The organism is Streptomyces sp. 7-21 (assembly GCF_016741785.1).
Classification (GTDB): domain Bacteria; phylum Actinomycetota; class Actinomycetes; order Streptomycetales; family Streptomycetaceae; genus Streptomyces.
On the sequence record NZ_JAERRL010000002.1, the window covers coordinates 26,468 to 48,556 of the forward strand.

Genomic DNA, 22,089 nt, shown 5'->3' on the forward strand with positions numbered 1-22,089 from the left:
GGAGGTGTGAGCCATGACTGACCAGGTGAACGGGAACACAAGCACAGGCGGCGGCGCGGAGCCCGCCGTCCGCGGCGAAGGCGAGGTCATCGCCCGCCGCCGGGGCATGTTCGGCGCCAACAACGGCGGCGACACCTCGGGCTACGGCGGCCTGCGGCGCACCGTCCGCATGCCCGGCCCCAGCTCCCGCCCCTACGGCGGCTACTTCGACGAGGTCGCGGACGAACTCGAGGGCGCCCTGGAGGAACAGGGCATCGACCCTGAGGAGGCGATCGAGAAGACCGTCGTCGACCGCGGCGAGCTGACGTTCCACATCGCCCGTGCCCACCTGCCGGCCGTGGCGCGGACGCTGCGGGACGACCCGGCCCTGCGGTTCGAGCTGTGCACCGGCGTCAGCGGCGTGCACATGCCCGAGGACACCGGGCGCGAACTGCACGCGGTCTACCACCTGCGGTCGCTGACGCACTCCCGGATCATCAGGCTTGAGGTCAGCGCGCCGGACAGCGATCCGCACGTGCCCTCGCTCGTCGACGTCTACCCGACCAACGACTGGCACGAGCGCGAGACCTACGACTTCTTCGGCCTGATCTTCGACGGGCACCCCGCCCTGACGCGGATCATAATGCCGGACGACTGGCAGGGGTTCCCGCAGCGCAAGGACTACCCGCTCGGCGGCATTCCCGTCGAGTACAAGGGCGCCCAGATTCCGGCACCCGACCAGCGGAGGTCGTACTCCTGATGCCGACATCGCACACCCAGGCCCCGCCGACGGCCACCCCGCCAGCCGGAGCCAGGGAGACCACAGAAGGCACCGTCTACACCGTCACGGGCGGCGACTGGGACGAGCTCGCCCAGGCCGTCGCCTCCGGTGACGACGAGCGCATCGTCGTCAACATGGGCCCGCAGCACCCGTCCACGCACGGCGTGCTCCGGCTCATCCTGGAGATCGACGGCGAGACCGTCACCGAGGCCCGCGCCGGCATCGGCTACCTGCACACTGGCATCGAGAAGAACCTCGAGTACCGCACCTGGGCGCAGGGGCCGACGTTCGTGACCCGCATGGACTACCTGACGCCGTTCTTCAACGAGGCGGCGTACTGCCTCGGCGTGGAGAAGCTCCTCGGCATCCAGGACGACATCCCGGACCGGGCCAACGTCATCCGCGTCATGCTGATGGAGATCAACCGCATCTCCTCCCACCTGGTGGCCATCGCCACCGGCGGCATGGAGCTGGGCTCGACGACCATCATGATCTACGGCTTCCGCGACCGGGAGCTGTGCCTGGACATCTTCGAGCTCATCACCGGCCTGCGGATGAACCACGCGTACATCCGGCCGGGCGGCCTCGCCCAGGACCTCCCGCCCGGGGCGATCGACGCGCTGCGCGAGTTCGTCGCCACCATGCGGAAGAACCTCGTCGAGTACGACAAGCTCGCCACGCACAACCCGGTCTTCAAGGCCCGCCTGAAGGACGTCGGCTACCTGGACCTGGCCGGCTGTCTCGCGCTCGGCGCCACCGGGCCGATCCTCCGCTCCGCGGGCCTGCCCCACGACCTGCGCAAGTCGGACCCGTACTGCGGCTACGAGACGTACGACTTCGAGGTCCCCACCACCGACACCTGCGACTCCTACGGCCGGTTCCTGCTGCGGCTGGAGGAGATGCGCCAGTCGCTGCGGATCGTCGAGCAGTGCATCGAGCGCCTGGAGCCCGGTCCGGTGATGGTCGCCGACAAGAAGATCGCCTGGCCCGCGCAGCTCGCGCTCGGCCCGGACGGCCTGGGCAACTCCCTGGACCACATCAAGAACATCATGGGCACCTCCATGGAGGCGCTCATCCACCACTTCAAGCTCGTCACCGAGGGCTTCCGGGTCCCGCCAGGACAGGCGTACACCGCCGTCGAGTCGCCCAAGGGCGAACTGGGGGTCCACATGGTCAGCGACGGCGGCACCCGGCCCTACCGCGTGCACTTCCGCGACCCCTCCTTCACCAATCTCCAGTGCGTGGCGGCGATGTGCGAGGGCGGCATGGTCGCCGACGTCATCGTCGCGGTGGCGTCCCTCGACCCCGTGATGGGAGGCGTTGACCGGTGACGGACGTGAACCTGGGCATGCCGCAGCTTCCCGCGCCCGACTACCCGCCGGAGGTACGGGAGCGGCTCGAGGCGGACGCGAAGGAGGTGATCTCCCGCTACCCCGGCAGCCGTTCGGCGCTGCTGCCGCTGCTGCACCTGGTGCAGTCCGAGGAGGGCTACGTCTCGCGGACCGGCATCGCGTTCTGCGCCGAGATGCTCGGGCTGACGACGGCCGAGGTCACCGCGGTCGCGACGTTCTACTCCATGTACCGCCGCAAGCCGTCCGGCGACTACCAGGTCGGCGTGTGCACGAACACGCTGTGCGCCGTGCTCGGCGGTGACGAGATCTTCGCCCAGCTGCGCGAGCACCTCGGCGTCGGCAACGGCGAGACCACCGAGGACGGCAAGATCACCCTGGAGCACATCGAGTGCAACGCCGCGTGCGACTACGCGCCGGTGGTCATGGTGAACTGGGAGTTCTTCGACAACCAGACGCCCGAGTCCGCCAAGCGGCTCGTGGACGACCTGCGGGCGGGCCGCCAGGTCGCGCCCACCCGCGGCGCCCCGCTGTGCGACTTCAAGAAGACCGCCCGCATCCTCGCCGGCTTCCCCGACGACCGCCCCGGCGCCGTCGAGGCCTCCGGCAGCGCGGGCCCGGCCTCGCTGGCCGGGCTGCGCCTGGCCAAGGGCGAGACCGAGCCCGGCCGCGTCACCGCCCGCCCCGGCGTGCCCGCGCAGCCGCCGAACGGCCAGGACGCGCCGGGCGGACAGCCGCCCGCCAGCCACCGCAGCTCGCACGACGCGCCGCTGCCCAGCTCCGCCTCGGACCCCAGCCACCCCGCCGGCCCGGTCAGCGAGGAGAAGGCCGGCGGCACCGGGGACACGACGGACGGCACCACGGAAGACAAGGGGGAGTGAGACGTGACCAGCGACAAGATCGCCCCCGAGAAGCTGCTGGCGCCGGTGCTCTCCGCCACCTGGGACACCGAGCGCTCCTGGACCCTTGACGTCTACCGGCGGGCCGGCGGCTACCGGGGCCTGGGCAAGGCGCTCGCCATGCCGCCGGACGACGTCATCGCCTACATCAAGGACGCCGGGCTGCGCGGCCGCGGCGGCGCCGGCTTCCCGACGGGCATGAAGTGGCAGTTCATTCCGCAGGGTGACGGCAAGCCGCACTACCTCGTCGTCAACGCCGACGAGTCCGAGCCGGGCACCTGCAAGGACATCCCGCTGCTCTTCGCCAACCCGCACGCCCTCATCGAGGGCATCATCATCGCCTGCCACGCCATCCGTTCACATCACGCGTTCATCTACCTGCGGGGCGAGGTCGTCCCGGTGCTCCGCCGCCTGCACGCGGCGGTCGCCGAGGCGTACGACGCCGGCTACCTCGGCAAGGACGCGCTCGGCCCCGGCAAGGACCTCGAACTGACGGTCCACGCGGGCGCGGGCGCGTACATCTGCGGTGAGGAGACCGCGCTGCTCGACTCCCTGGAGGGGCGGCGCGGACAGCCCAGGCTGCGTCCGCCGTTCCCCGCCGTGGCGGGCCTGTACGCCAGCCCCACCGTGGTGAACAACGTCGAGTCCATCGCCTCGGTTCCCGCCATCATGGACCGGGGCAAGGAATGGTTCCGGTCCATGGGCAGCGAGAAGTCCCCGGGCTTCACCCTCTACTCGCTGTCGGGACACGTGGCCAACCCCGGCCAGTACGAGGCGCCGCTCGGCATCACGCTGCGCGAACTGCTCCAGCTCAGCGGCGGGATGCGGCCGGGCCACCGCCTGAAGTTCTGGACCCCCGGCGGCTCGTCCACGCCCATGCTCACCGAGGAGCACCTGGACGTGCCGCTCGACTACGAGGGCGCCATGGGCGCCGGCTCGATGCTCGGCACCAAGGCGCTCCAGTGCTTCGACGAGACGACGTGCGTGGTCCGCGCCGTGACGCGCTGGACCGAGTTCTACGCGCACGAGTCCTGCGGCAAGTGCACCCCGTGCCGCGAGGGCACGTACTGGCTGGTCCAGCTGCTGCGGGACATCGAAGCCGGCAAGGGCCTGCTCAGCGACATCGACAAGATCGCCGACGTCGCCGACAACATCAACGGCAAGTCGTTCTGCGCGCTCGGCGACGGCGCCGCCGCCTGCATCTCCTCGTCGCTGAAGCACTTCCGCCACGAGTACGAGCAGCACATCACCGGCCGCGGCTGCCCGTTCGACCCGGCACGCTCCACCGCCTGGGCCGACAGCAGCGGCAACGACACCACGGCTCACCTGGAGGTGAACGCATGACGGTCACCACCGCATCCACCACCTCGGGTGGGCAGGCGGTGCCGCCGGAGGACCTCGTCACCCTCACCATCGACGGCATCGAGATCTCCGTGCCCAAGGGCACGCTGGTCATCCGGGCCGCCGAACAGCTCGGCATCGAGATCCCGCGCTTCTGCGACCACCCGCTGCTCGACCCCGCCGGGGCGTGCCGGCAGTGCATCGTCGAGGTCGAGGGCCAGCGCAAGCCGATGGCCTCGTGCACCATCACCTGCACCGACGGCATGGTGGTCAAGACGCAGCTGACCTCGCCGGTCGCCAAGAAGGCGCAGCGCGGCGTGATGGAGCTGCTGCTGATCAACCACCCGCTGGACTGCCCCGTCTGCGACAAGGGCGGCGAGTGCCCGCTGCAGAACCAGGCGATGTCCACCGGCGACCCCGAGACCCGGTTCGAAGGCACCAAGCGGACCTTCGACAAGCCGGTCCCCATCTCGCCGCAGGTGCTGCTCGACCGCGAGCGGTGCGTGCTGTGTGCCCGCTGCACCCGCTTCTCCCAGCAGATCGCGGGCGACCCGATGATCGAGCTGCTGGAGCGGGGCGCGCTCCAGCAGGTCGGCACCGGCGAGGGCGACCCGTTCGAGTCGTACTTCTCGGGCAACACCATCCAGATCTGCCCGGTCGGCGCGCTGACCTCGGCCGCCTACCGGTTCCGTTCCCGCCCCTTCGACCTGGTGTCCTCGCCCAGCGTCTGCGAGCACTGCGCCGGCGGCTGCGCGACCCGCACCGACCACCGCCGCGGCAAGGTGCTGCGGCGCCTGGCCGCCGAGGACCCCGAGGTCAACGAGGAGTGGATCTGCGACAAGGGCCGCTTCGCGTTCCGCTACGCCCAGGGCGCCGACCGGCTGACGACGCCGCTGGTGCGTTCCGCGGAGACCGGCGAACTGGAGCCCGCCAGCTGGCCGGAGGCGCTGGCCGCGGCGGCCGAGGGCCTGGCCGCCGCCCGCGACCGCGCCGGCGCGGCCGTGCTCACCGGCGGCCGGCTGACCGTCGAGGACGCCTACGCCTACGCCAAGTTCGCCCGCGTCGCCCTGAAGACCAACGACATCGACTTCCGCGCCCGCGCGCACAGCGCCGAGGAGGCCGCGTTCCTCGCCTCGCAGGTGGCCGGCCGCGGCATCGACCTCGACGGCAGCGGCGTGACGCACCGCTCGCTGGAGGAGGCGCCCGCTGTCCTGCTGGTCGGCCTGGAGTCCGAGGAGGAGGCCCCCGGCGTCTTCCTGCGGCTCCGCAAGGCCTACCGCAAGCGCGGCCTGCGGGTGTTCTCCCTGGCCACGCACACCACCCGGGGCCTGGCCAAGACCGGCGGCACGCTGCTGGCCGCCGCGCCGGGCACCGAGACGTCCTGGATGTCCGCGCTGGCCGCCGGCGAGTCCGGCGACGTCAGCGCCCTGGACGAGGGCGGCCGCGAGGCCGCGCGGGCGCTGCGCGAGCCGGGCGCCGTCATCCTCGTCGGCGAGCGCCTGGCGACCGTGCCGGGCGGATACACCGCCGCCGTGGCGCTGGCGCGGGCCACCGGGGCGGCCCTGGCCTGGATCCCGCGCCGCGCCGGCGAGCGCGGCGCCCTGGAGGCGGGCGCACTGCCGGGGCTGCTGCCCGGCGGCCGCCCGGAGTCCTCGGCCCAGGCCCGCCAGGAGATCGCCGCGGCCTGGGGCCTGTCCGCCCTGCCGGAGCGGCCCGGCCGCGACACCAGCCAGATCCTCGCGGCCGCCGCCGCGGGCGAGCTGTCCGGCCTCGTGGTGGCCGGCGTCGAGGTCGCCGACCTGCCCGACCCGGCCGGGGCGCGCCGCGCCCTGGACCGGCTGGCCGCCGACGGCTTCCTGGTCAGCCTGGAGCTGCGCCCCTCCGAGGTCACCGCGCGGGCCCACGTGGTGCTGCCGGTGGCCGCCGCCCCCGAGAAGGACGGCACCTTCCTCAACTGGGAGGGCCGCGTCCGCCCGTTCACGGCGGCGATCAAGCCCGACCAGATGACGCGGCGGCACGTGCGGACCGACGCCTACGCGCTGCACCTGCTGGCCGACGCCATGGACGCGCACCTCGGCCTGCCCGACCGGCCCACGCTGCGGCGGGAGCTGGACGGCCTGGCCGAGTGGACCGGCGACCTGCCGCTCGGTCCCACCGCGACGCCCGTCGAACCGCCCCGCCCCGCCCCGGGCGAGGCCGTGCTCGCCGGTCACCGCCTGCTGCTCGACCAGGGCGTGCTCCAGGAGGGCGACGAGGCGCTGGCGGGCACCCGGCACGCCGCCTTCGCCCGGGTCTCGCCGGCCACGGCCGACGGCAGCGGCCTGGCCGACGGCGAGCCCGTGACCGTCACCGGCCCGGCCGGCACGGTGACGCTGCCGCTGCGGGTGACGCGTGAGATGCCTGACCACGTGGTGTGGCTGCCGCTGAACTCCGTGGGCGGCGGCGTTCCTTCGGACCTCGGGGCGCTTCCCGGCCAGGTCGTCCGCCTGGCGCGCGGCGCCGCGGACAGTGCTGACAGCAGCGAGGAGGTGAACGCCTGATGCAGCCGCTCACCACCCTGGCGCAGGAGCCCGACCTGTCGGTGTTCGGCCAGGACCCGTTCTGGCTGATCCTGCTCAAGGGAGTCTTCTGCCTGGCGTTCGTGTTGCTCACGGTGCTCATCTGCATCGTGATGGAGCGCAAGGTGCTCGGCTGGATGCAGCTGCGCATCGGGCCCAACCGCCACGGCCCCTGGGGCTTGCTCCAGTCGCTGGCCGACGGCGTGAAGCTGATGCTGAAGGAAGACATCACCGTCAAGGGCGCCGACAAGCCGGTGTACATCCTGGCGCCGGCGCTGGCGACGATCCCGGCCCTGATGGCCGTCGCGGTGATCCCCTTCGGGCCCAAGGACGACCCGGTCAGCATCTTCGGCACCGAGACCGTCCTCCAGGCCACCGACCTGCCGGTCGCGCTGCTGTACGTGCTGGCCACCTCGGCGATCGCCGTGTACGGCACGGTCCTCGCGGGGTGGTCGTCGAACTCCACGTACCCGCTGCTCGGCGGCGTGCGGGCGACCGCGCAGATCATCTCCTATGAGGTCGCGATGGGCCTCAGCTTCGCGGCGGTCTTCCTCTACTCCGGCTCGATGTCCACCTCGGCCATCGTGGACGCGCAGGAGGACCGGTGGTTCGTGATCCTGCTGCCGGTCTCGTTCCTCATCTATATGGTCACGATGGTCGGCGAGGCGCACCGCCCGCCGTTCGACATGCCGGAGTCCGAGGGCGACCTGGTCGGCGGGTACCTCACCGAGTACTCGTCCATCAAGTTCGCCTTCTTCATGATGTCCGAGTACATCCACACGGTGACCGTCTCCATGCTGATGGTCACGGTCTTCCTCGGCGGCTGGCGCGCCCCGGCGCCGCTCAGCTTCTGGGAGGGCGCCAACTCCGGCTGGTGGCCGCTGCTGTGGTTCACCATCAAGATGGTCGCGGTCATCTTCTTCTTCGTGTGGATCCGCGGCGCCCTGCCGCGGGTGCGCTACGACCAGCTGATGGTGCTGGGCTGGAAGGTGCTCATCCCCATCGCCCTGGTGTGGCTGATGCTGGTCGCCGTCGTCCGGGCCATGCAGAACGAGGACTACGCGTTCCGCGACATCGTGCTCTACGTGTCGGGCGGCGTGCTGGTGCTGCTGCTGCTCTCCTTCGTCGTGGACATCTTCCGCGACCGCGCCGAGCGGCGCGCCGAGGAGGCCGCCGCCGCGGCGCCCGAGCCCGAGTTCGACCCGATGGCGGGCGGCTTCCCCGTCCCGCCGCTGCCCGGCCAGAAGCTGCCGCCGGTGCCGCGCCGGCCCTCGCGCGCCGAGCGGGCCAAGGCCGGCGCCGGAGCCGGCCAGGGCGGGCAGCAGGCAACGGCCGCACCGACCGAACCCAAGGAGGAGGGCGACGATGCCTGAGTTCCACAACCCGGTGGGCGGCTTCGGCGTGGTCTTCCGGGCCATGTTCAAAAAGCGGCTCACCGAGCAGTACCCGGAGGAGAAGAAGCCGACCGCGCCCCGCTTCCACGGCCGCCACCAGCTCAACCGGCACCCGGACGGCCTGGAGAAGTGCATCGGCTGCGAGCTGTGCGCGTGGGCCTGCCCCGCCGACGCCATCTACGTCGAAGGCGCGGACAACACCGAGGAGGAGCGCTACTCCCCGGGCGAGCGCTACGGCCGCGTCTACCAGATCAACTACCTGCGCTGCATCCTGTGCGGCCTGTGCGTGGAGGCGTGCCCGACCCGCGCGCTGACCATGACCAACGAGTACGAGCTGGCCGACCGCTCCCGCGAGTCGCTCATCTACACCAAGGAAGAGCTGCTCGTCGGGCTCCAGGACGGCATGGTCGCCCCGCCGCACCCGATGTACCCGGGCACGGACGAGCAGTCCTACTACCGGGGCGAGGTGACCGGCGCCGCGCCCGGCACGGTGACGCAGCAGGTGCGCACCGGCAGCGGCGAGTGGCCCAGCGGCAAGGAGCCCGTTGAGGAGACCGACGCGCTGGCGGCTGCCGCCTCGCTGCGCGACCCCGCCGGCGCGCCGCACGGGCAGAACGACGGCGGCGGCAGCCGTGGCGGAACGGCCCCTTCGGAGGTGCGGAAATGAGCGCACTGACCGCGCTCGCGGCGGAGACGTCCACGTCGACCGGTGAGGCGGCGCAGTTCTGGATCCTCGCCCCGCTGGCGGTGGCCGGCGCGCTGGGCACGGTGCTGATGCGCCGCGCGGTGCACGCCGCGCTGTGCCTGGCCGGGACGATGGTGCTGCTGGCGCTGTTCTACATGGCCAACGGGGCGTACTTCCTCGGCGTCGTGCAGATCGTCGTCTACACCGGCGCCGTGATGATGCTGTTCCTGTTCGTGCTGATGCTCGTCGGCGTCCAGGCCACCGACTCCCTGAAGGAGACGCTGAAGGGACAGCGGTGGCTGGCTGCGGGCTTCGGCCTGGGCCTGGGCATCCTGCTGATCAGCGGGATCGGGCAGGCGTCGGTGGGCTCGTTCACCGGCCTGTCGGAGGCCAACTCCGGCGGCAACGTGCAGGGCCTGGCGAGCCTGCTGTTCACCCGCTACGTCGTGGCGTTCGAGGTGACCGGCGTGCTGCTGACCATCGCGGCGCTCGGCGCCACCCTGCTGACGCACCGCGAGCGGATCGAGCGCACCAAGTCGCAGCGTGAGCAGGCCGAGGCCCGCATCCGCGAGGGCAAGCAGATCACGCCGCTGCCCGCGCCGGGCGTGTACGCCACGCACAACGCGGTGGACCTGCCCGCCCTGCTGCCTGACGGCACGCCCGCCGAGGTCACGGTCAACCGCACGCTGCGCGCCCGCGGCCAGGTCCGCGAGGTGCACCACGAGACGGTCGGCCGGGTCGCGCGCATCGAGCGGCGCACCGCCATCCAGCAGGGCCGCCCCCTGCCGGGCGCGCCCTCCGGCCTGCGGAACGGCGCCGCGCTCGCTCAGCTCAGCGGCGGTGACCGCGGGCGCGACGGCGAGAACGGAGAGACAAGCGACGGCAGCGGAGCCGAGGAGGCCCGTCAGTGAGTCCGGAGAACTACCTCTACCTGGCCGCCCTGCTGTTCACCATCGGTGCCTGCGGGGTGCTGCTGCGGCGGAACGCGATCGTGGTGTTCATGTGCATCGAGCTGATGCTGAACGCCGCCAGTCTGGCGCTGGTCGCCTTCTCCCGCATGCACGGCAATCTCGACGGTCAGATCATGGCGTTCTTCGTCATGGTGGTGGCCGCGGCAGAAGTCACGGTCGGGCTGGCGATCATCGTGTCGGTCTACCGCTCCCGGCATTCGGCTTCGGTCGACGACGCCAGCCTGATGAAGCTGTGAAGCGGTAAGGGGATACACACCAGTGGAGTCACTCATCGGACTGCTCATCGCGGCACCGCTGCTGGGCGCCGCCGTGCTGCTGATCGGCGGGCGGCGCCTGGACCGCGTGGGCCACTGGCTGGCCGTGGCCCTGGCCGCCGTCTCCCTCGTGCTCGCGCTTGCGCTATGGGCCGACCTGCTCGGCCGTGACGCGGAGGAACGCTCGCTGCACCAGCACCTGTTCAGCTGGGTGCCGGTGGCGGACTTCCAGGCGGACGTGGCGTTCCGCCTCGATCCGCTGTCCATGACGTTCGTGCTGCTGATCACCAGCGTGGGGACGCTCATCCACCTGTACTCGGTCGGCTACATGGCGCACGACGAGCGGCGGCGGCGCTTCTTCGCCTACCTGAACCTGTTCCTGGCGGCCATGCTGCTGCTGGTCCTGGCCGACAACTACCTCCTGCTGTACGTCGGCTGGGAGGGCGTCGGCCTCGCCTCGTTCCTGCTGATCGGTTTCTGGCAGCACAAGCCGAGCGCGGCGACGGCGGCGAAGAAGGCGTTCATCGTCAACCGCGTCGGCGACGTCGGCCTGGCCATCGCGATCTTCCTGATGTTCACCACGTTCGGGACGTTCGCGATGGAGCCGGTCGCGGCCAGCGTGGGCGGCGCCAGCGAGGCGACGCTGACCGGCATCGGCCTGATGCTGCTGCTGGCGGCCTGCGGCAAGTCGGCGCAGGTGCCGCTCCAGTCCTGGCTCGGCGACGCCATGGAGGGCCCGACGCCGGTGTCGGCGCTGATCCACGCCGCGACCATGGTGACCGCGGGCGTGTACCTGATCACCCGCTCCGGCGCGGTGTTCGACGCCGCGCCGGACGCGCAGACCGCCGTCATCGTTGTCGGCGCGGTCACGCTGCTGTTCGGTGCGATCGTCGGATGCGCGAAGGACGACATCAAGAAGGCCCTCGCCGGGTCCACGATGTCGCAGATCGGGTACATGATGCTGGCCGCCGGGCTCGGCCCGCTGGGCTACGTCTTCGCCATCATGCACCTGGTGACGCACGGCTTCTTCAAGGCCGGGCTGTTCCTCGGCGCGGGCTCCGTGATGCACGGCATGAACGACGAGGTCGACATGCGGCGCTACGGCGGCCTGCGGCGGTACATGCCGGTCACGTTCGCCACCTTCGGCCTGGCCTACCTGGCGATCATCGGCTTCCCGTACCTGTCCGGCTTCTTCTCCAAGGACGAGATCATCTACGCCGGCTTCTCCAAGGGCGGGACCCAGGGCTGGATCCTCGGCGGCGTGATGCTGCTGGGCGCGGCGCTGACGGCGTACTACATGACGCGCATCATGCTGATGACGTTCTTCGGCGAGAAGCGGTGGCAGCCCGACGCGCAGGGCCACGAGCCGCATCCGCACGAGTCGCCGCTGACGATGACGGTGCCGATGATCCTGCTGGCGGTCGGCTCGGTCGGCGCGGGCTTCGCGTTCGACGTCAACGAGTCGTTCGTCCACTGGCTGGAGCCGGTGACGGGCCTGGAGCACGGTGACTCGCCCGTCAGCCACGGCGGGGTGTCGATCGCGGCCACGGCCGTGATGGTCATCGGCGTGGCCGGGGCCTGGCTCCAGTACGGCCGCCGCCCGGTGCCCGCCGTGGCGCCGGCGGGGCGGTTCCTCACCCGGGCCGCGCGGCGCGACCTGCTGCAGGACGACTTCAACCACGCGGCGTTCGTCCGGCCGGGCAACTACCTGACGCGCGGCCTGGTCTACGTCGACCACAAGCTCGTGGACGGCGTGGTCAACGGCACGGCGGCGGCCTTCGGCGGCCTGTCCGGGCGGCTGCGCCGCGTGCAGAACGGCTTCGCGCGCTCTTACGCGGTCTCGATGTTGGGCGGTGCGGCCGTGCTGGTCGCCGCGACGCTGCTGATGAGGGCGGTCTGATATGTCCTTTCCCCTGCTGACGGCCACAGTTGTGGCCCCCGCCGCGGGCGCGGTCGCCACGGCGGCGGTGCCCGCGGCCCGGCGCACCGCCGCCAAATGGACGGCGCTGCTGTTCTCCCTCGTGACGCTGGGACTCGCCGCGGCGGTGCTGCTGCGCTTCGACACCGGAGCCGGTGCCGACCGGTACCAGCTGACCGAGTCGCGGTCCTGGATCGAGGACTTCGGCGTCCGCTACGAACTGGGCGTGGACGGCATCGGCGTGGCGATGATCGCGCTGACGGCGGTGCTGGTGCCGTTCCTCATCGGGGCCGGCTGGAACGACGCGGACCCGCGCGAGGACGAGACGCCGACGGCCCGCCGCTGGCGGCCCACCCAGGGTTTCTTCGCCCTGATCCTGATGGTCGAGGCGATGGTCATCATGTCCTTCGCCGCGACCGACATCTTCCTCTTCTACATCTTCTTCGAGGCCATGCTCATCCCGATGTACTTCCTCATCGGGGGCTTCGGGGACCGTGCGGGAGAGCAGGACGAGGAGGGCCAGGCCCGGCAGCGGTCGTACGCCGCGGTGAAGTTCCTGCTGTACAACCTGGCCGGCGGCCTGATCATGCTGGCGGCCGTCATCGGCCTGTACGTCGCCACCGCCGACCAGCTCGGCGAGGGCACGTTCTCGCTGACGGCGATCGCCGACGCGCGGGCGGCCGGCGAGTTCGACCTGGCGACGGGCACCGAGCGCTGGCTGTTCCTCGGCTTCTTCGTGGCGTTCGCCATCAAGGCGCCGCTGTGGCCGGTCCACACCTGGCTGCCGAACGCGATGGGCGAGTCCACGGCCCCGGTCGCGGTGCTCATCACGGCGGTCGTCGACAAGGTCGGCACGTTCGCGATGCTGCGGTTCTGCCTGGGGCTGTTCCCCGAGGCCAGCGACTGGGCGACGCCGGTGGTGATCGTCCTGGCGCTGGTGTCGGTCATCTACGGCGCGCTGCTGGCGATCGGCCAGCGCGACATGAAGCGGCTCATCGCGTACGCCTCGATCAGCCACTTCGGCTTCATCATCCTCGGCATCTTCGCGATGACGAGCCAGGGCCACGGCGGCGCGACGCTCTACATGATCAACCACGGGGTGGCGACGGCGGCGCTGATGCTGGTCGCCGGGTTCCTCATCTCGCGGCGCGGCTCGCGCCTGATCGCCGACTACGGCGGCGTGCAGAAGACGGCGCCGGTGCTGGCGGGCACGTTCCTCATCGGCGGCCTGGCGACGCTGTCGCTGCCGGGCACCGGCCCGTTCGTCAGCGAGTTCCTGGTGCTGATCGGGACGTTCCGCCGCTACGAGGTGGCCGGCATCGTGGCGTGCGCCGGGATAGTGCTGGCGGCGCTGTACGTGCTGCTGCTCTACCAGCGGACCATGACGGGCCCGGTGCGTGAGGGCGTGGAGAAGCTGCCGGACCTGCGGGTGCGGGAGCTGGCCGTGGTGGCTCCGCTGATCGGGCTGCTGCTGTTCCTGGGCGTCTACCCCAAGCCGCTGACGGACATCGTGGATCCGGCCGTGGAGCACACCCTGTCGGACGTGGGCAGAACCGATCCGGAACCCGGCGTGTCCGTGGCGGACCAGCCCGACGGGCCGGCACAGCTTGAGCATGAAGAGGAGGCAGCGGAGTGAACGGGGTACTGACGGCTCCGGACATCGAGTGGGCCGCGCTCTCTCCGAGCCTGATCGTGTTCGGCGCGGCCGTCCTCGGCGTGCTCGTCGAGGCGTTCCTGCCGCGGCGGGTGCGGTACGCGACGCAGGTGACGCTGACCAGCCTGGCGCTGGCCGCCAGCTTCGCCGCCGTCGTGGGCCTGGCGGCCGCCGGGCACGCCAGCGACAAGGCACAGGTGGCGGGCGAGGGCTCGCTGGCCGTGGACGGACCGGCGCTGTTCCTCCAGGGCGTGATCCTGCTGGTCGGCCTGGTCTCGGTGTTCCTCTTCGCCGAGCGGCGGCTGGAGCCGGCCGCGCACGGCAAGGCGGTCGACTCCTTCGCGGCCCAGGCGGCGGCGGTGCCGGGCGGCCCGGCGGAGCGCGAGGCCGTCCGGGCGGGGCACACCACGACGGAGATCTTCCCGCTGCTGCTGTTCGCGGTCGGCGGCATGCTGCTGTTCCCGGCGGCCAACGACCTGCTGGTGCTCTTCATCGCCCTGGAAGTGCTGTCGCTGCCGCTGTACATGCTGTGCGCGCTGGCCCGGCGGCGGCGCCTGCTGTCGCAGGAAGCGGCGGTGAAGTACTTCCTGCTCGGCGCCTTCGCCTCGGCGTTCCTGCTGTTCGGCATCGCGATGCTGTACGGCTACGCGGGCACGGTGTCGTACGCGGGCATCGCGGACGTGATCAGCGGTGAACCGGCGAGGGCCAACGCGGGCCTGGCCTCGACGATGGGCAACGACGCGCTGCTGCTGATCGGCGGTGCCATGGTCACGATGGGGCTGCTGTTCAAGGTGGGCGCGGTGCCGTTCCACATGTGGACCCCGGACGTGTACCAGGGCGCGCCGACCCCGGTGACGGGCTTCATGGCGGCGGCCACGAAGGTGGCGGCGTTCGGCGCGATGCTGCGGCTGCTGTACGTGATGCTGCCGGGCCTGCGCTGGGACTGGGAGCCGGTGCTGTGGGGCGTGGCGATCGCGTCGATGGTCGCGGGCGCGGTCATCGCGCTCACGCAGACCGACGTGAAGCGGCTGCTGGCGTACTCGTCGATCGCGCACGCCGGGTTCATCCTGGCGGGTGTGGTGGCGGTCAGCGAGGACGGTGTGTCCTCGGTGCTGTTCTACCTGGCGGCCTACTCGTTCGTGACGCTGGGCGCGTTCGCCGTGGTGACGCTGGTGCGGGACGCCGGCGGCGAGGCGACGCACCTGTCGCAGTGGGCGGGGCTGGGGCGGCGGTCGCCGCTGCTGGCCTCGGTGTTCGCGCTGTTCCTGCTGGCGTTCGCGGGGATCCCGCTGACGTCGGGCTTCGCCGGCAAGTTCGCGGTGTTCCGGGCGGCGGCCGACGCGGGGGCCATGGGCCTGGTGATCGTGGGTGTGGCGGCCTCGGCGATCGCGGCGTTCTTCTACATCCGGGTCATCGTGCTGATGTTCTTCAGCGAGCCGAAGCCGGACGGGCCGTCGGTGGTGATCCCGAGCGCGCTGACGACGTCGGTGGTGGGCCTGGCCGCCGTCGTCACGGTGGTGCTGGGCGTGGCGCCGCAGTTCTTCCTGGACCTGGCCAGCGACGCGGGCGTGTTCGTGCGCTGACGGTGCTCTCAGGCGGCTGTGCGCCCCCCGTCCCGGTGCGGGCCGGGGGCGCCGCCGTGTGAGCGGCCGGGAGCCCTGGCCGCGGGCCGGCGGCATGGGGAAGGCCCGGACCGTCGCGTGGTCCGGGCCTTCCAGGCGGTTCTGACGCAGCGGGCCGTCCGCACGGGGACGTTTGTCAGAAGGTGGAGCCGCCCAGGTCCTCCATGTCGCCGAGGTCACCCATGTCACCCATGTCACCCAGGTCGCCGAGGTCACCCAGGTCGTCGAAGTTACCCAGGTCGCCGAGGACTTCCTCAGAGCGCTGGTAGGTCTCCTGGGTGCCGGAGTCCCAGACGACGGTGAGCGTGCCGTTGCTGACGGACGCGTTGCCGGAGGTGAACTCGTTGCTGCCGGACTCGCAGGTCATGGTGATCTGGCCGTCGTTGACCGTGCCGGTGCACGTCTCCGTCAGAGTGTCGTCGACGAGCGAGATGCTGCCGCTCATGACGGTGATCACGTGGTAGGGGGGCTGGGCGCCCGACATCCAGCTGCCCTCGAGGTCGGCGTTGGAGGTGGAACCGCCGCCGGCGTTGGCGGAGCCGTCGTCCGAGCCGCCCTCCCCGGAGCCGCCCTCCCCGGAGCCGGAGTCGCCGCCGCCCTGGAGGTCACCTATCTGGATGCTGCCCCCGCTGTCGTCGTCGTCGCTGCCGCACGCGCCGAGAAGCATGACCGACGCGACGGCAACAGCCGGAGCGGCCAGGCGAATTGACCTACGCATTATTTCCCCTCGTATGTTGAACGTGGTCTCGTGCACCTTAGTCGACAACGGGCCGCGTATAGGCAAATGTTACGGAGTTATGGCAATTGCTCCGCATGGTTGCCGAAATGGCCCGGTTGACAAGCGGCGGACGAGCATCAGCCTAGGGCAGAGGCATGACGCGCCCATGACGCGGGCACACGCGAGAAGAGGACGCGGCGGCGTTGATCCACTTCGCACCGGCTACCCTGCCGGTGGACAGCGCAGCGCTGGACGTGCCGAAGACAGGAGAGTAACGCCCGTGACCGTCGTGGGTCCCCTCGGGGTGAGCGTGCGGGACGAGGTTCTACAGGCCGAGGTCCGCTCGGGTCTCGCTGCTGTCGAGGCCGGTCTGGTGGAAGCGACCAAGAGCGACGTCCCCTTCATCACGGAGGCCGCACAGCATCTGGTGCGCGCCGGCGGCAAGCGGTTCCGCCCCTTGCTGTCCCTGCTCTCCTCGCACTTCGGCGATCCCTACGCCCCCGGCGTGGTGCCCGCCGCCGTGGTCGTGGAGCTGACGCACCTGGCGACGCTGTACCACGACGACATCATGGACGAGGCCGAGATGCGGCGCGGCGTGCCGAGCGTCAACGCCCGCTGGGACAACACCGTTGCCGTCCTCACCGGCGACTTCCTGTTCTCCCGGGCCTCGGCCATCGTCTCCGACCTCGGGCCGCGCGCGGTGCGGATCCAGTCCGAGGCGTTCGAGCGGCTGGTGACCGGCCAGATCCAGGAGACGGCGGGCCCGCGCGAGGGCGAGGACCCGGTGGCCCACTACCTGGACGTCATCGCCGGCAAGACCGGCTCGCTGATCGCCGTGGCCGGGCGGCTCGGCGCCATGATGGCGGGCGCGGACGAGGGGGTCGTCGAGGTGCTGGCGCAGTACGGCGAGCGGATCGGCGTCGCCTTCCAGCTCGCGGACGACGTGCTGGACATCGCCAGCGACGGCTCGGAGTCCGGGAAGACGCCGGGGACGGATCTGCGCGAGGGCGTCCCGACGATGCCGGTGCTGCGGGTGCGGGAGATGGCCGCCGGCGCGGACGCCACGGAGGCCGACCGCGCGCTGGTGGCGCTGCTGGACGGGGACCTGAGCGACGACGGCCGCCTGGCGGCGGCGCTGGCGGGGCTGCGGGCGCATCCGGCGCTGGAGCTGGCGCGGCGCGACGCCCTGTCGTTCGCCGAGCAGGCCCGGGAGACGCTCCAGGCTCTGCCGGACATCCCGGCCCGCGCGGCGCTGTCGGACCTCTGCGACGCGGTGGCCGACCGCACGGTGTGACCCCTGGGCACCGCCGGAACAACCCGTAAGGGTCGGGCCGGTTGTGCGCGGCGCGCGTACTCCTGGGGTATGACACCGAAAGACCCCGGCGATGGATGCCGGACGGGGGCGGTTCCTGGTGCAATTAATCATGTGAATGTCCGGATACCGATAGGGATGGGGGTCTGATGGCAGCCGGATCGACAGCGGGGGAGACAGCGGCTGACGAGCAGCAGCGGGGTACGCGGCGGGGCGGAAGGGCGCTCCGCAGAGCGGTGATCCCGACGGCCGTCGTGGCGGGCGCCGCGGCGCTGGGGACGACCCTGTGGCCCGCGCTGGCGAGCGACGGCAGTCCTGACCTGCCGGAGGTGACCGCCGAGGAGCTGCTGACGCGGATCGCTGAGTCGGAGACGGAGCAGTTCTACGGCACGGTATCGGTCAACGCCGACTTCGGCCTGCCGGACCTCGGCGGGGTTTTCGACAGGGTCCTCGACGGGGTGGCCGACCAGATCGGCGGCCCGGCGGGCGCGGTGGCGGATCTGGTGTCGGGCGACGCCACGCTGCGGGTCGCCGTGGACGGCCCGGAGCGGCAGCGGCTCGCGGTGGCCCAGGGCGAGGACGAGTTCGCCGTCATCCACAACGGCGACGAGCTGTGGGCCTACGACAGCGCCAGCGAGACGGTCTACCAGGCCCAGGTGCCCGAGGGAGTGCGCGAGGGGCAGCGGGGCAGCGGCCCGGAGGACTGGCTGGGCGGCTTCACGCCGCGCGAGGCCGCGCAGCAGGCGCTTGAGGAGGCCGGGCGGTACGCCGACGTCTCGGTGGACGGCAGCGCGCGGGTCGCCGGGCGGGACGCGTACCAGCTCGTCGTGGAGCCCACCAGCGAGGCGGCCGAGCGGACCGGGGTGTCGTCGGTGCGGATCTCCGTGGACGCCCAGACCGGCGTGCCGCTGGCCGTCACCGCCGACGGGCCCGAGGGCCGGGTGCTGGACGTGGCGTTCTCGCAGCTTACCTACCAGCAGCCGCCCGGCGGGCAGTTCGAGTTCACGCCGCCGGAGGGCGCCGACGTGGTCGAGATCAACCCGCAGACTCCGCTGCCGGACCTGCTTCCGGAGATCCTGCCCGGGCTGCTGCCCGACGCCTGACGCCGGCGCGCGGCACACGCGCACCGCGGCCCCCGCTGCCCGGCCTGTGACCGGGAAGCGGGGGCCGCTTCTGTGCGGGCGCCGGCGTTCAGGCGGCGCAGAACTCGTTGCCCTCCGGGTCGGTCATCACCCACCAGCGCCCGGCCGGGCCCTGGTCGACCTCGCGGACGCGGGTGGCGCCGAGGCCCTCAAGCCGGGTGACGAGCGCGTCGAGGCCGCCGGGCTCGCTGTGAATGTCGATGTGCAGGCGGTTCTTGGCGGCGGGCTTCGGCTCCGGGACGTGCTGGAAGAGGATGCGGCGTCCCCGGCCGACGCCGGTGGCCTCGTCGACGGGGTCGTCGGGGTGCCGCACGGCGGCGTAGGCGCGCCAGGCGCGGCGGCCGTGGTGCTCGAAGACGGCGTCCTCGCCGATCTGCCCGGAGCTGAGCAGCCGTTCCAGGAGCGGGCTGTGGTCCTCCAGCTCGTATCCCAGGGCGGCGGCCCAGAGGTCGCCGAGGCGGGGCGCGTCGGCGGCGTCGACGACCAGCTTCCATCCCAGAGTGCGCATGTAACTGTTTATATTGGTTACATGGGAGAGGAGGCAAGGAAGCCCGGCGTGTCACTGCGGTCCGGTACCGGGCTGCGGTACCGGTTCGACCCCGGGACCCTCTGTCTGGAGCTGCTGCCGACCGGCGGCGGTCCGGGCCCCTACGCGCGCTACGAGACGCTGCACGCCCCCGGCGATCTGGTCGCGTGGGCCGGCGAGTGCCGCCTGGGGCCGGTGCCGGACCTGGCCGTGACGGCGGCGGAGGTGGCGGACGCCCGGCACCTGCGGGGCGTGCTGTGGCGCGCGGCCACCGCGCTCGCCGAGGGCCGCGCGCCCGCGCCCGGGGACGTCGCCGCGATCAATGCCGCGGCGGCCCGGCCGCCGCTCGCCCCTGCCGTCGGGCCCGGCGCCCGCCGGGTCTGGGCCCCGGGCGCGACCGGCACCGCCCTGCTGGCCTCGGTCGCGCGCGACGCCGTCGACCTCCTCACCGGGCCGTACGCCCGCCGGGTGCGGGTCTGCGCCGCCGGCGACTGCGCGCTGGTGTTCGTCGACACCTCGCGGCCCGGCCGCCGGCGGTGGTGCGCCATGGAGAACTGCGGCAACCGCCACAAGGTGCGGGCCCTGCGCGCCCGCCGCGCCCCGGCGGAACGGCCGTGACGGGCACCGGACCGACCCGGGACCCGGCGGGCGGCACGATGGGAGAGGCGCGGTCGTTCCGGCCGGCGGCCGGGTGCGTGTGACGCGCTGTGCGCCGGGAGCGGACCACGGCACCACCGTGCGGGTCACCGTGCGCCCCGTCGCGGCTGCTCTCGCCGCGGCACTGGACTGAGGCGCACACGCGGGCGGGCCCGCGACGCCCCGCGGCGTCGTGGACCCGCCCCCGCGTGCGGCTCACCGTCAGCCGACTGGCGCGCCGTCCCGCTGTCCCGTGCGGCGGGCCGCCACCGCCTGGGTGTACCGCTCGGTGGTGAGGTCGTCCTCCTTGATGCCGAGGTCGAGCAGCACCTCACGTACGTCGGCGAGCGCCGCCTTGACGTCCTCACCCTCGTGGAGCAGCGTCTCCAGCTCCAGGTAGGTGGCGTCGAGCTCGGGCAGGTAGGCCAGCGTGGCCAGCAGGTGCCGCTCCCGCGCCTCGAACTCGTAGTTGCGGCACCGCTTCTCATAACTGATCACCGGCCGGTACCCGAGGCCCAGCAGCAGGCCGTGGACCGCGTCCGGATCGGTCACGCGGGTCTCGTGCTCCGGCTTGGAGCCTGAGGACGGGTCGATGACCGCACCCTTGTAGGTCAGCACGAACCGCTGGTCGGTCGGACTGGAAACGCTCCGCACCCGCAGCTCGGCGTCCCGCGCGGCAAGGCTCCCGGTGGCGTCGTCGTAGTAGGTGTCGTGGTACGTCTCCGCGTGCCCGGCCCCGTAACGGTCAAGGCTCTTGATGACGTCCTGGGGATCGTGCACGTGGGCTTTGAGTTCCGCTTCGATCACGGTCGGGCTCTCCGTCCTTGGTTGGCATCAGTGAGCGCTACCCGCTGACACGCGACGGATGCCCCGCGCCGGCAGCGTGCGGTCCGGAGCGGACTCCGCCGCGGCCCCGCTGCCAGCCGGCGGACCCTCACCGTACCCGGGGAAGCCGGTGCCGGGGGTGCCACATGGCTGTTCCGGTCCGGTTCGTTCCGTAAGCTGGCCCCAACAACCGGGGGATGAGGGGGACATGACGTGCGGAGCGGAACGGCCGCGGCGTGGGCGGGGCCACTGATCCTGGCCGCGGCGGCAGGGCTGGCCTGGCTCACCACCCGGGCGGGGCTCGCGCTGCCCTGGGGGCCGGTACTGGGCCTGGCGCTGCTGCCGCTGCTGTACGACGCGGCGCTGCGGCGCTGCTACCGCCGCCTGCGTGACGAGGCGTCACCGGCGGCGCGGCGCGACGACGACGGCCCGCTGCCGTGGCAGCGGCGGATCCAGCACGCGGAGCGGCGGCTGCGCCAGCTCACCGAGCGCCTGAGCGACCCGTCGGTGCGGGCGCTGCTGGTCGAGGCGCGCGGCCTGGCGCTTCAGCTGGCCGGGCAGGCCGAACAGGCCGCCGTCCTCGCCGAGCGGTCCGCCCCGGTGTCCGCCGGCGCGCTGCACGGCCGCCGGGACGCGCTGGCCCAGCGGGCCGCGTCCCTGCCGCCCGGCCCGTACCGCGCCGCCCTGCGGGCGCACCTGCGCGCGCTGGACGCGCGCACCGAGCGGCACGCGCGCCACGGCACCGGCGCGGAGCCGCTGACGCGCGCCCTGGAGTCCGCGACCCAGCGCCTCGAACGGACAGCCGAAGCGGCGGCGCGCCTGCACCAGCGGGGCGGCAGCGGCGAGGCCGCCGCGGTGCGCGCCGCGCTCGACGCGCTGCGCGCCGGCGCCGCCGCGCTGACCGAGACGCTCGGCCCCTGGCGGCGGCTCGACCCCGGCGCGGACCCGCTGTACCCGTCGTTCCCGCGCACGCGGGCGCTGCTGCGCTGCCTGGCCGCGCTGGTTCTGGTCGCGGTGGCGTCCCTGGCGGCCCCCGCCGACCGGCGGCTGTTCGCCTGCCTCGCCGGCCTCGGCTGCGCGGTGCTGCTGGTCTCCCTGTGGCGGGGCGCGCGCCCCGCGCTCCCCGGCCGCCAGCGGCGGCTCGCGCTGACCGCCGTGGCCGCCTCGTCCGTCTCGCTGATCGCCGCGGGCCCGCTCGCCTACCAGCACACCCTGGGGGAGGCGACCGAGGCCACCGTCACCGCCAGCGGCGGCCCCTACCACCTCCGGCAGACAGGCACCGGCCGCGACCTGGGCCGCATGGACCTCGGCCCGCACCAGCGCGCGGCGGCGGGCCAGCGCCTTACGGTCCGCACCGACCCGCTCGGCCTGGTCCCGCCCGTCGCCGAGGAACGCCTCGGCTCCGTGGGCGCCGTGCTGCCGGCGGCCGTCACCGGCGTCTCGCTGGCCGGCCTGCTCGGCGGCACCGCCGTCGCCGCGGCCCGGGAACGCGCCCGCCGCCACGCGCCGGCGGCGGGCGGCTAGC

Annotated in this window: 19 protein-coding genes; 16 read left to right on the forward strand and 3 right to left on the reverse strand. The window is 72.5% G+C overall.

The features are described from left to right. Nucleotides 1-13: 13 nt before the first annotated feature. Genes JK356_RS02165 through nuoN form a run of 12 tightly spaced genes read left to right on the forward strand, consistent with a single transcriptional unit; the run spans nucleotide 14 to nucleotide 15,366 of the window. A complete protein-coding gene (locus JK356_RS02165; RefSeq protein WP_201865762.1) occupies nucleotides 14-739 on the forward strand; it encodes an NADH-quinone oxidoreductase subunit C in 726 nt (241 codons plus the stop codon). Beyond that, nucleotides 739-2,091, forward strand: coding sequence for an NADH-quinone oxidoreductase subunit D (locus JK356_RS02170; RefSeq protein WP_201865763.1), 1,353 nt, complete (start codon nucleotides 739-741; stop codon nucleotides 2,089-2,091). Before JK356_RS02165 ends, JK356_RS02170 begins: the two co-directional genes overlap by 1 nt. Continuing rightward, nucleotides 2,088-2,990, forward strand: a complete 903-nt coding sequence (gene nuoE / locus JK356_RS02175) for an NADH-quinone oxidoreductase subunit NuoE (RefSeq protein WP_307815364.1) — start codon at nucleotides 2,088-2,090, stop codon at nucleotides 2,988-2,990. Before JK356_RS02170 ends, nuoE begins: the two co-directional genes overlap by 4 nt. Nucleotides 2,991-2,993: 3 nt before the next feature. Then, complete coding sequence (nuoF, locus tag JK356_RS02180) at nucleotides 2,994-4,352, forward strand: NADH-quinone oxidoreductase subunit NuoF (RefSeq protein WP_201865764.1); 1,359 nt, start codon at nucleotides 2,994-2,996, stop codon at nucleotides 4,350-4,352. Beyond that, entirely contained in the window at nucleotides 4,349-6,889 is a 2,541-nt protein-coding gene (locus JK356_RS02185) for an NADH-quinone oxidoreductase subunit G (protein ID WP_201865765.1), read from the forward strand. Before nuoF ends, JK356_RS02185 begins: the two co-directional genes overlap by 4 nt. Then, entirely contained in the window at nucleotides 6,889-8,280 is a 1,392-nt protein-coding gene (gene nuoH, locus JK356_RS02190) for an NADH-quinone oxidoreductase subunit NuoH (RefSeq protein ID WP_201865766.1), read from the forward strand. The genes JK356_RS02185 and nuoH overlap by 1 nt, the downstream gene beginning before the upstream one ends. Next, nucleotides 8,273-8,968 (forward strand): NADH-quinone oxidoreductase subunit NuoI, encoded by a 696-nt coding sequence (gene nuoI / locus JK356_RS02195; RefSeq protein WP_236670635.1) that lies wholly within the window; start codon nucleotides 8,273-8,275, stop codon nucleotides 8,966-8,968. Before nuoH ends, nuoI begins: the two co-directional genes overlap by 8 nt. Beyond that, a complete protein-coding gene (locus JK356_RS02200; RefSeq protein WP_201865767.1) occupies nucleotides 8,965-9,897 on the forward strand; it encodes an NADH-quinone oxidoreductase subunit J in 933 nt (310 codons plus the stop codon). The genes nuoI and JK356_RS02200 overlap by 4 nt, the downstream gene beginning before the upstream one ends. Further along, the gene (gene nuoK / locus JK356_RS02205; RefSeq protein ID WP_201865768.1) at nucleotides 9,894-10,193 is read left to right on the forward strand and encodes an NADH-quinone oxidoreductase subunit NuoK; all 300 of its coding nucleotides are present in this window, start codon (nucleotides 9,894-9,896) and stop codon (nucleotides 10,191-10,193) included. The genes JK356_RS02200 and nuoK overlap by 4 nt, the downstream gene beginning before the upstream one ends. A 22-nt stretch (nucleotides 10,194-10,215) precedes the next feature. After that, nucleotides 10,216-12,111: an NADH-quinone oxidoreductase subunit L gene (nuoL, locus tag JK356_RS02210; protein WP_201865769.1), complete on the forward strand. Its 1,896-nt coding sequence runs from the start codon at nucleotides 10,216-10,218 to the stop codon at nucleotides 12,109-12,111. A gap of 1 nt (nucleotide 12,112) precedes the next feature. Continuing rightward, complete coding sequence (locus JK356_RS02215; RefSeq protein ID WP_201865770.1) at nucleotides 12,113-13,765, forward strand: NADH-quinone oxidoreductase subunit M; 1,653 nt, start codon at nucleotides 12,113-12,115, stop codon at nucleotides 13,763-13,765. After that, complete coding sequence (gene nuoN, locus JK356_RS02220; protein ID WP_201865771.1) at nucleotides 13,762-15,366, forward strand: NADH-quinone oxidoreductase subunit NuoN; 1,605 nt, start codon at nucleotides 13,762-13,764, stop codon at nucleotides 15,364-15,366. The genes JK356_RS02215 and nuoN overlap by 4 nt, the downstream gene beginning before the upstream one ends. 175 nt (nucleotides 15,367-15,541) lie before the next feature. On the opposite strand, the gene JK356_RS02225 is transcribed toward nuoN, so the two are convergent. Then, the gene (locus JK356_RS02225) at nucleotides 15,542-16,072 is read right to left on the reverse strand and encodes a hypothetical protein (RefSeq protein WP_201865772.1); all 531 of its coding nucleotides are present in this window, start codon (nucleotides 16,070-16,072) and stop codon (nucleotides 15,542-15,544) included. Between the two features lie 331 nt (nucleotides 16,073-16,403). Here JK356_RS02225 and JK356_RS02230 point away from each other — a divergent pair, with 331 nt between their 5' ends. Both JK356_RS02230 and JK356_RS02235 read left to right on the forward strand, forming a co-directional pair. Continuing rightward, a complete protein-coding gene (locus JK356_RS02230) occupies nucleotides 16,404-17,417 on the forward strand; it encodes a polyprenyl synthetase family protein (protein ID WP_201865773.1) in 1,014 nt (337 codons plus the stop codon). 167 nt (nucleotides 17,418-17,584) lie between these two features. Beyond that, nucleotides 17,585-18,538, forward strand: coding sequence for a DUF2092 domain-containing protein (locus JK356_RS02235; protein ID WP_201865774.1), 954 nt, complete (start codon nucleotides 17,585-17,587; stop codon nucleotides 18,536-18,538). Between the two features lie 88 nt (nucleotides 18,539-18,626). Here the strand turns inward: JK356_RS02235 and JK356_RS02240 are convergent, their stop codons facing one another. After that, nucleotides 18,627-19,085, reverse strand: a complete 459-nt coding sequence (locus JK356_RS02240) for a VOC family protein (protein WP_201865775.1) — start codon at nucleotides 19,083-19,085, stop codon at nucleotides 18,627-18,629. Nucleotides 19,086-19,106: 21 nt separating this feature from the next. Here JK356_RS02240 and JK356_RS02245 point away from each other — a divergent pair, with 21 nt between their 5' ends. After that, nucleotides 19,107-19,721: an ABATE domain-containing protein gene (locus JK356_RS02245; RefSeq protein WP_201865776.1), complete on the forward strand. Its 615-nt coding sequence runs from the start codon at nucleotides 19,107-19,109 to the stop codon at nucleotides 19,719-19,721. A 240-nt stretch (nucleotides 19,722-19,961) separates the two neighbouring features. Here the strand turns inward: JK356_RS02245 and cyaB are convergent, their stop codons facing one another. Further along, a complete protein-coding gene (gene cyaB / locus JK356_RS02250; RefSeq protein ID WP_201865777.1) occupies nucleotides 19,962-20,546 on the reverse strand; it encodes a class IV adenylate cyclase in 585 nt (194 codons plus the stop codon). Between the two features lie 231 nt (nucleotides 20,547-20,777). On the opposite strand from cyaB, the gene JK356_RS02255 reads away from it, so the two are divergent. Then, a complete protein-coding gene (locus JK356_RS02255) occupies nucleotides 20,778-22,088 on the forward strand; it encodes a hypothetical protein (protein WP_201865778.1) in 1,311 nt (436 codons plus the stop codon). Nucleotide 22,089 lies beyond the last annotated feature (1 nt).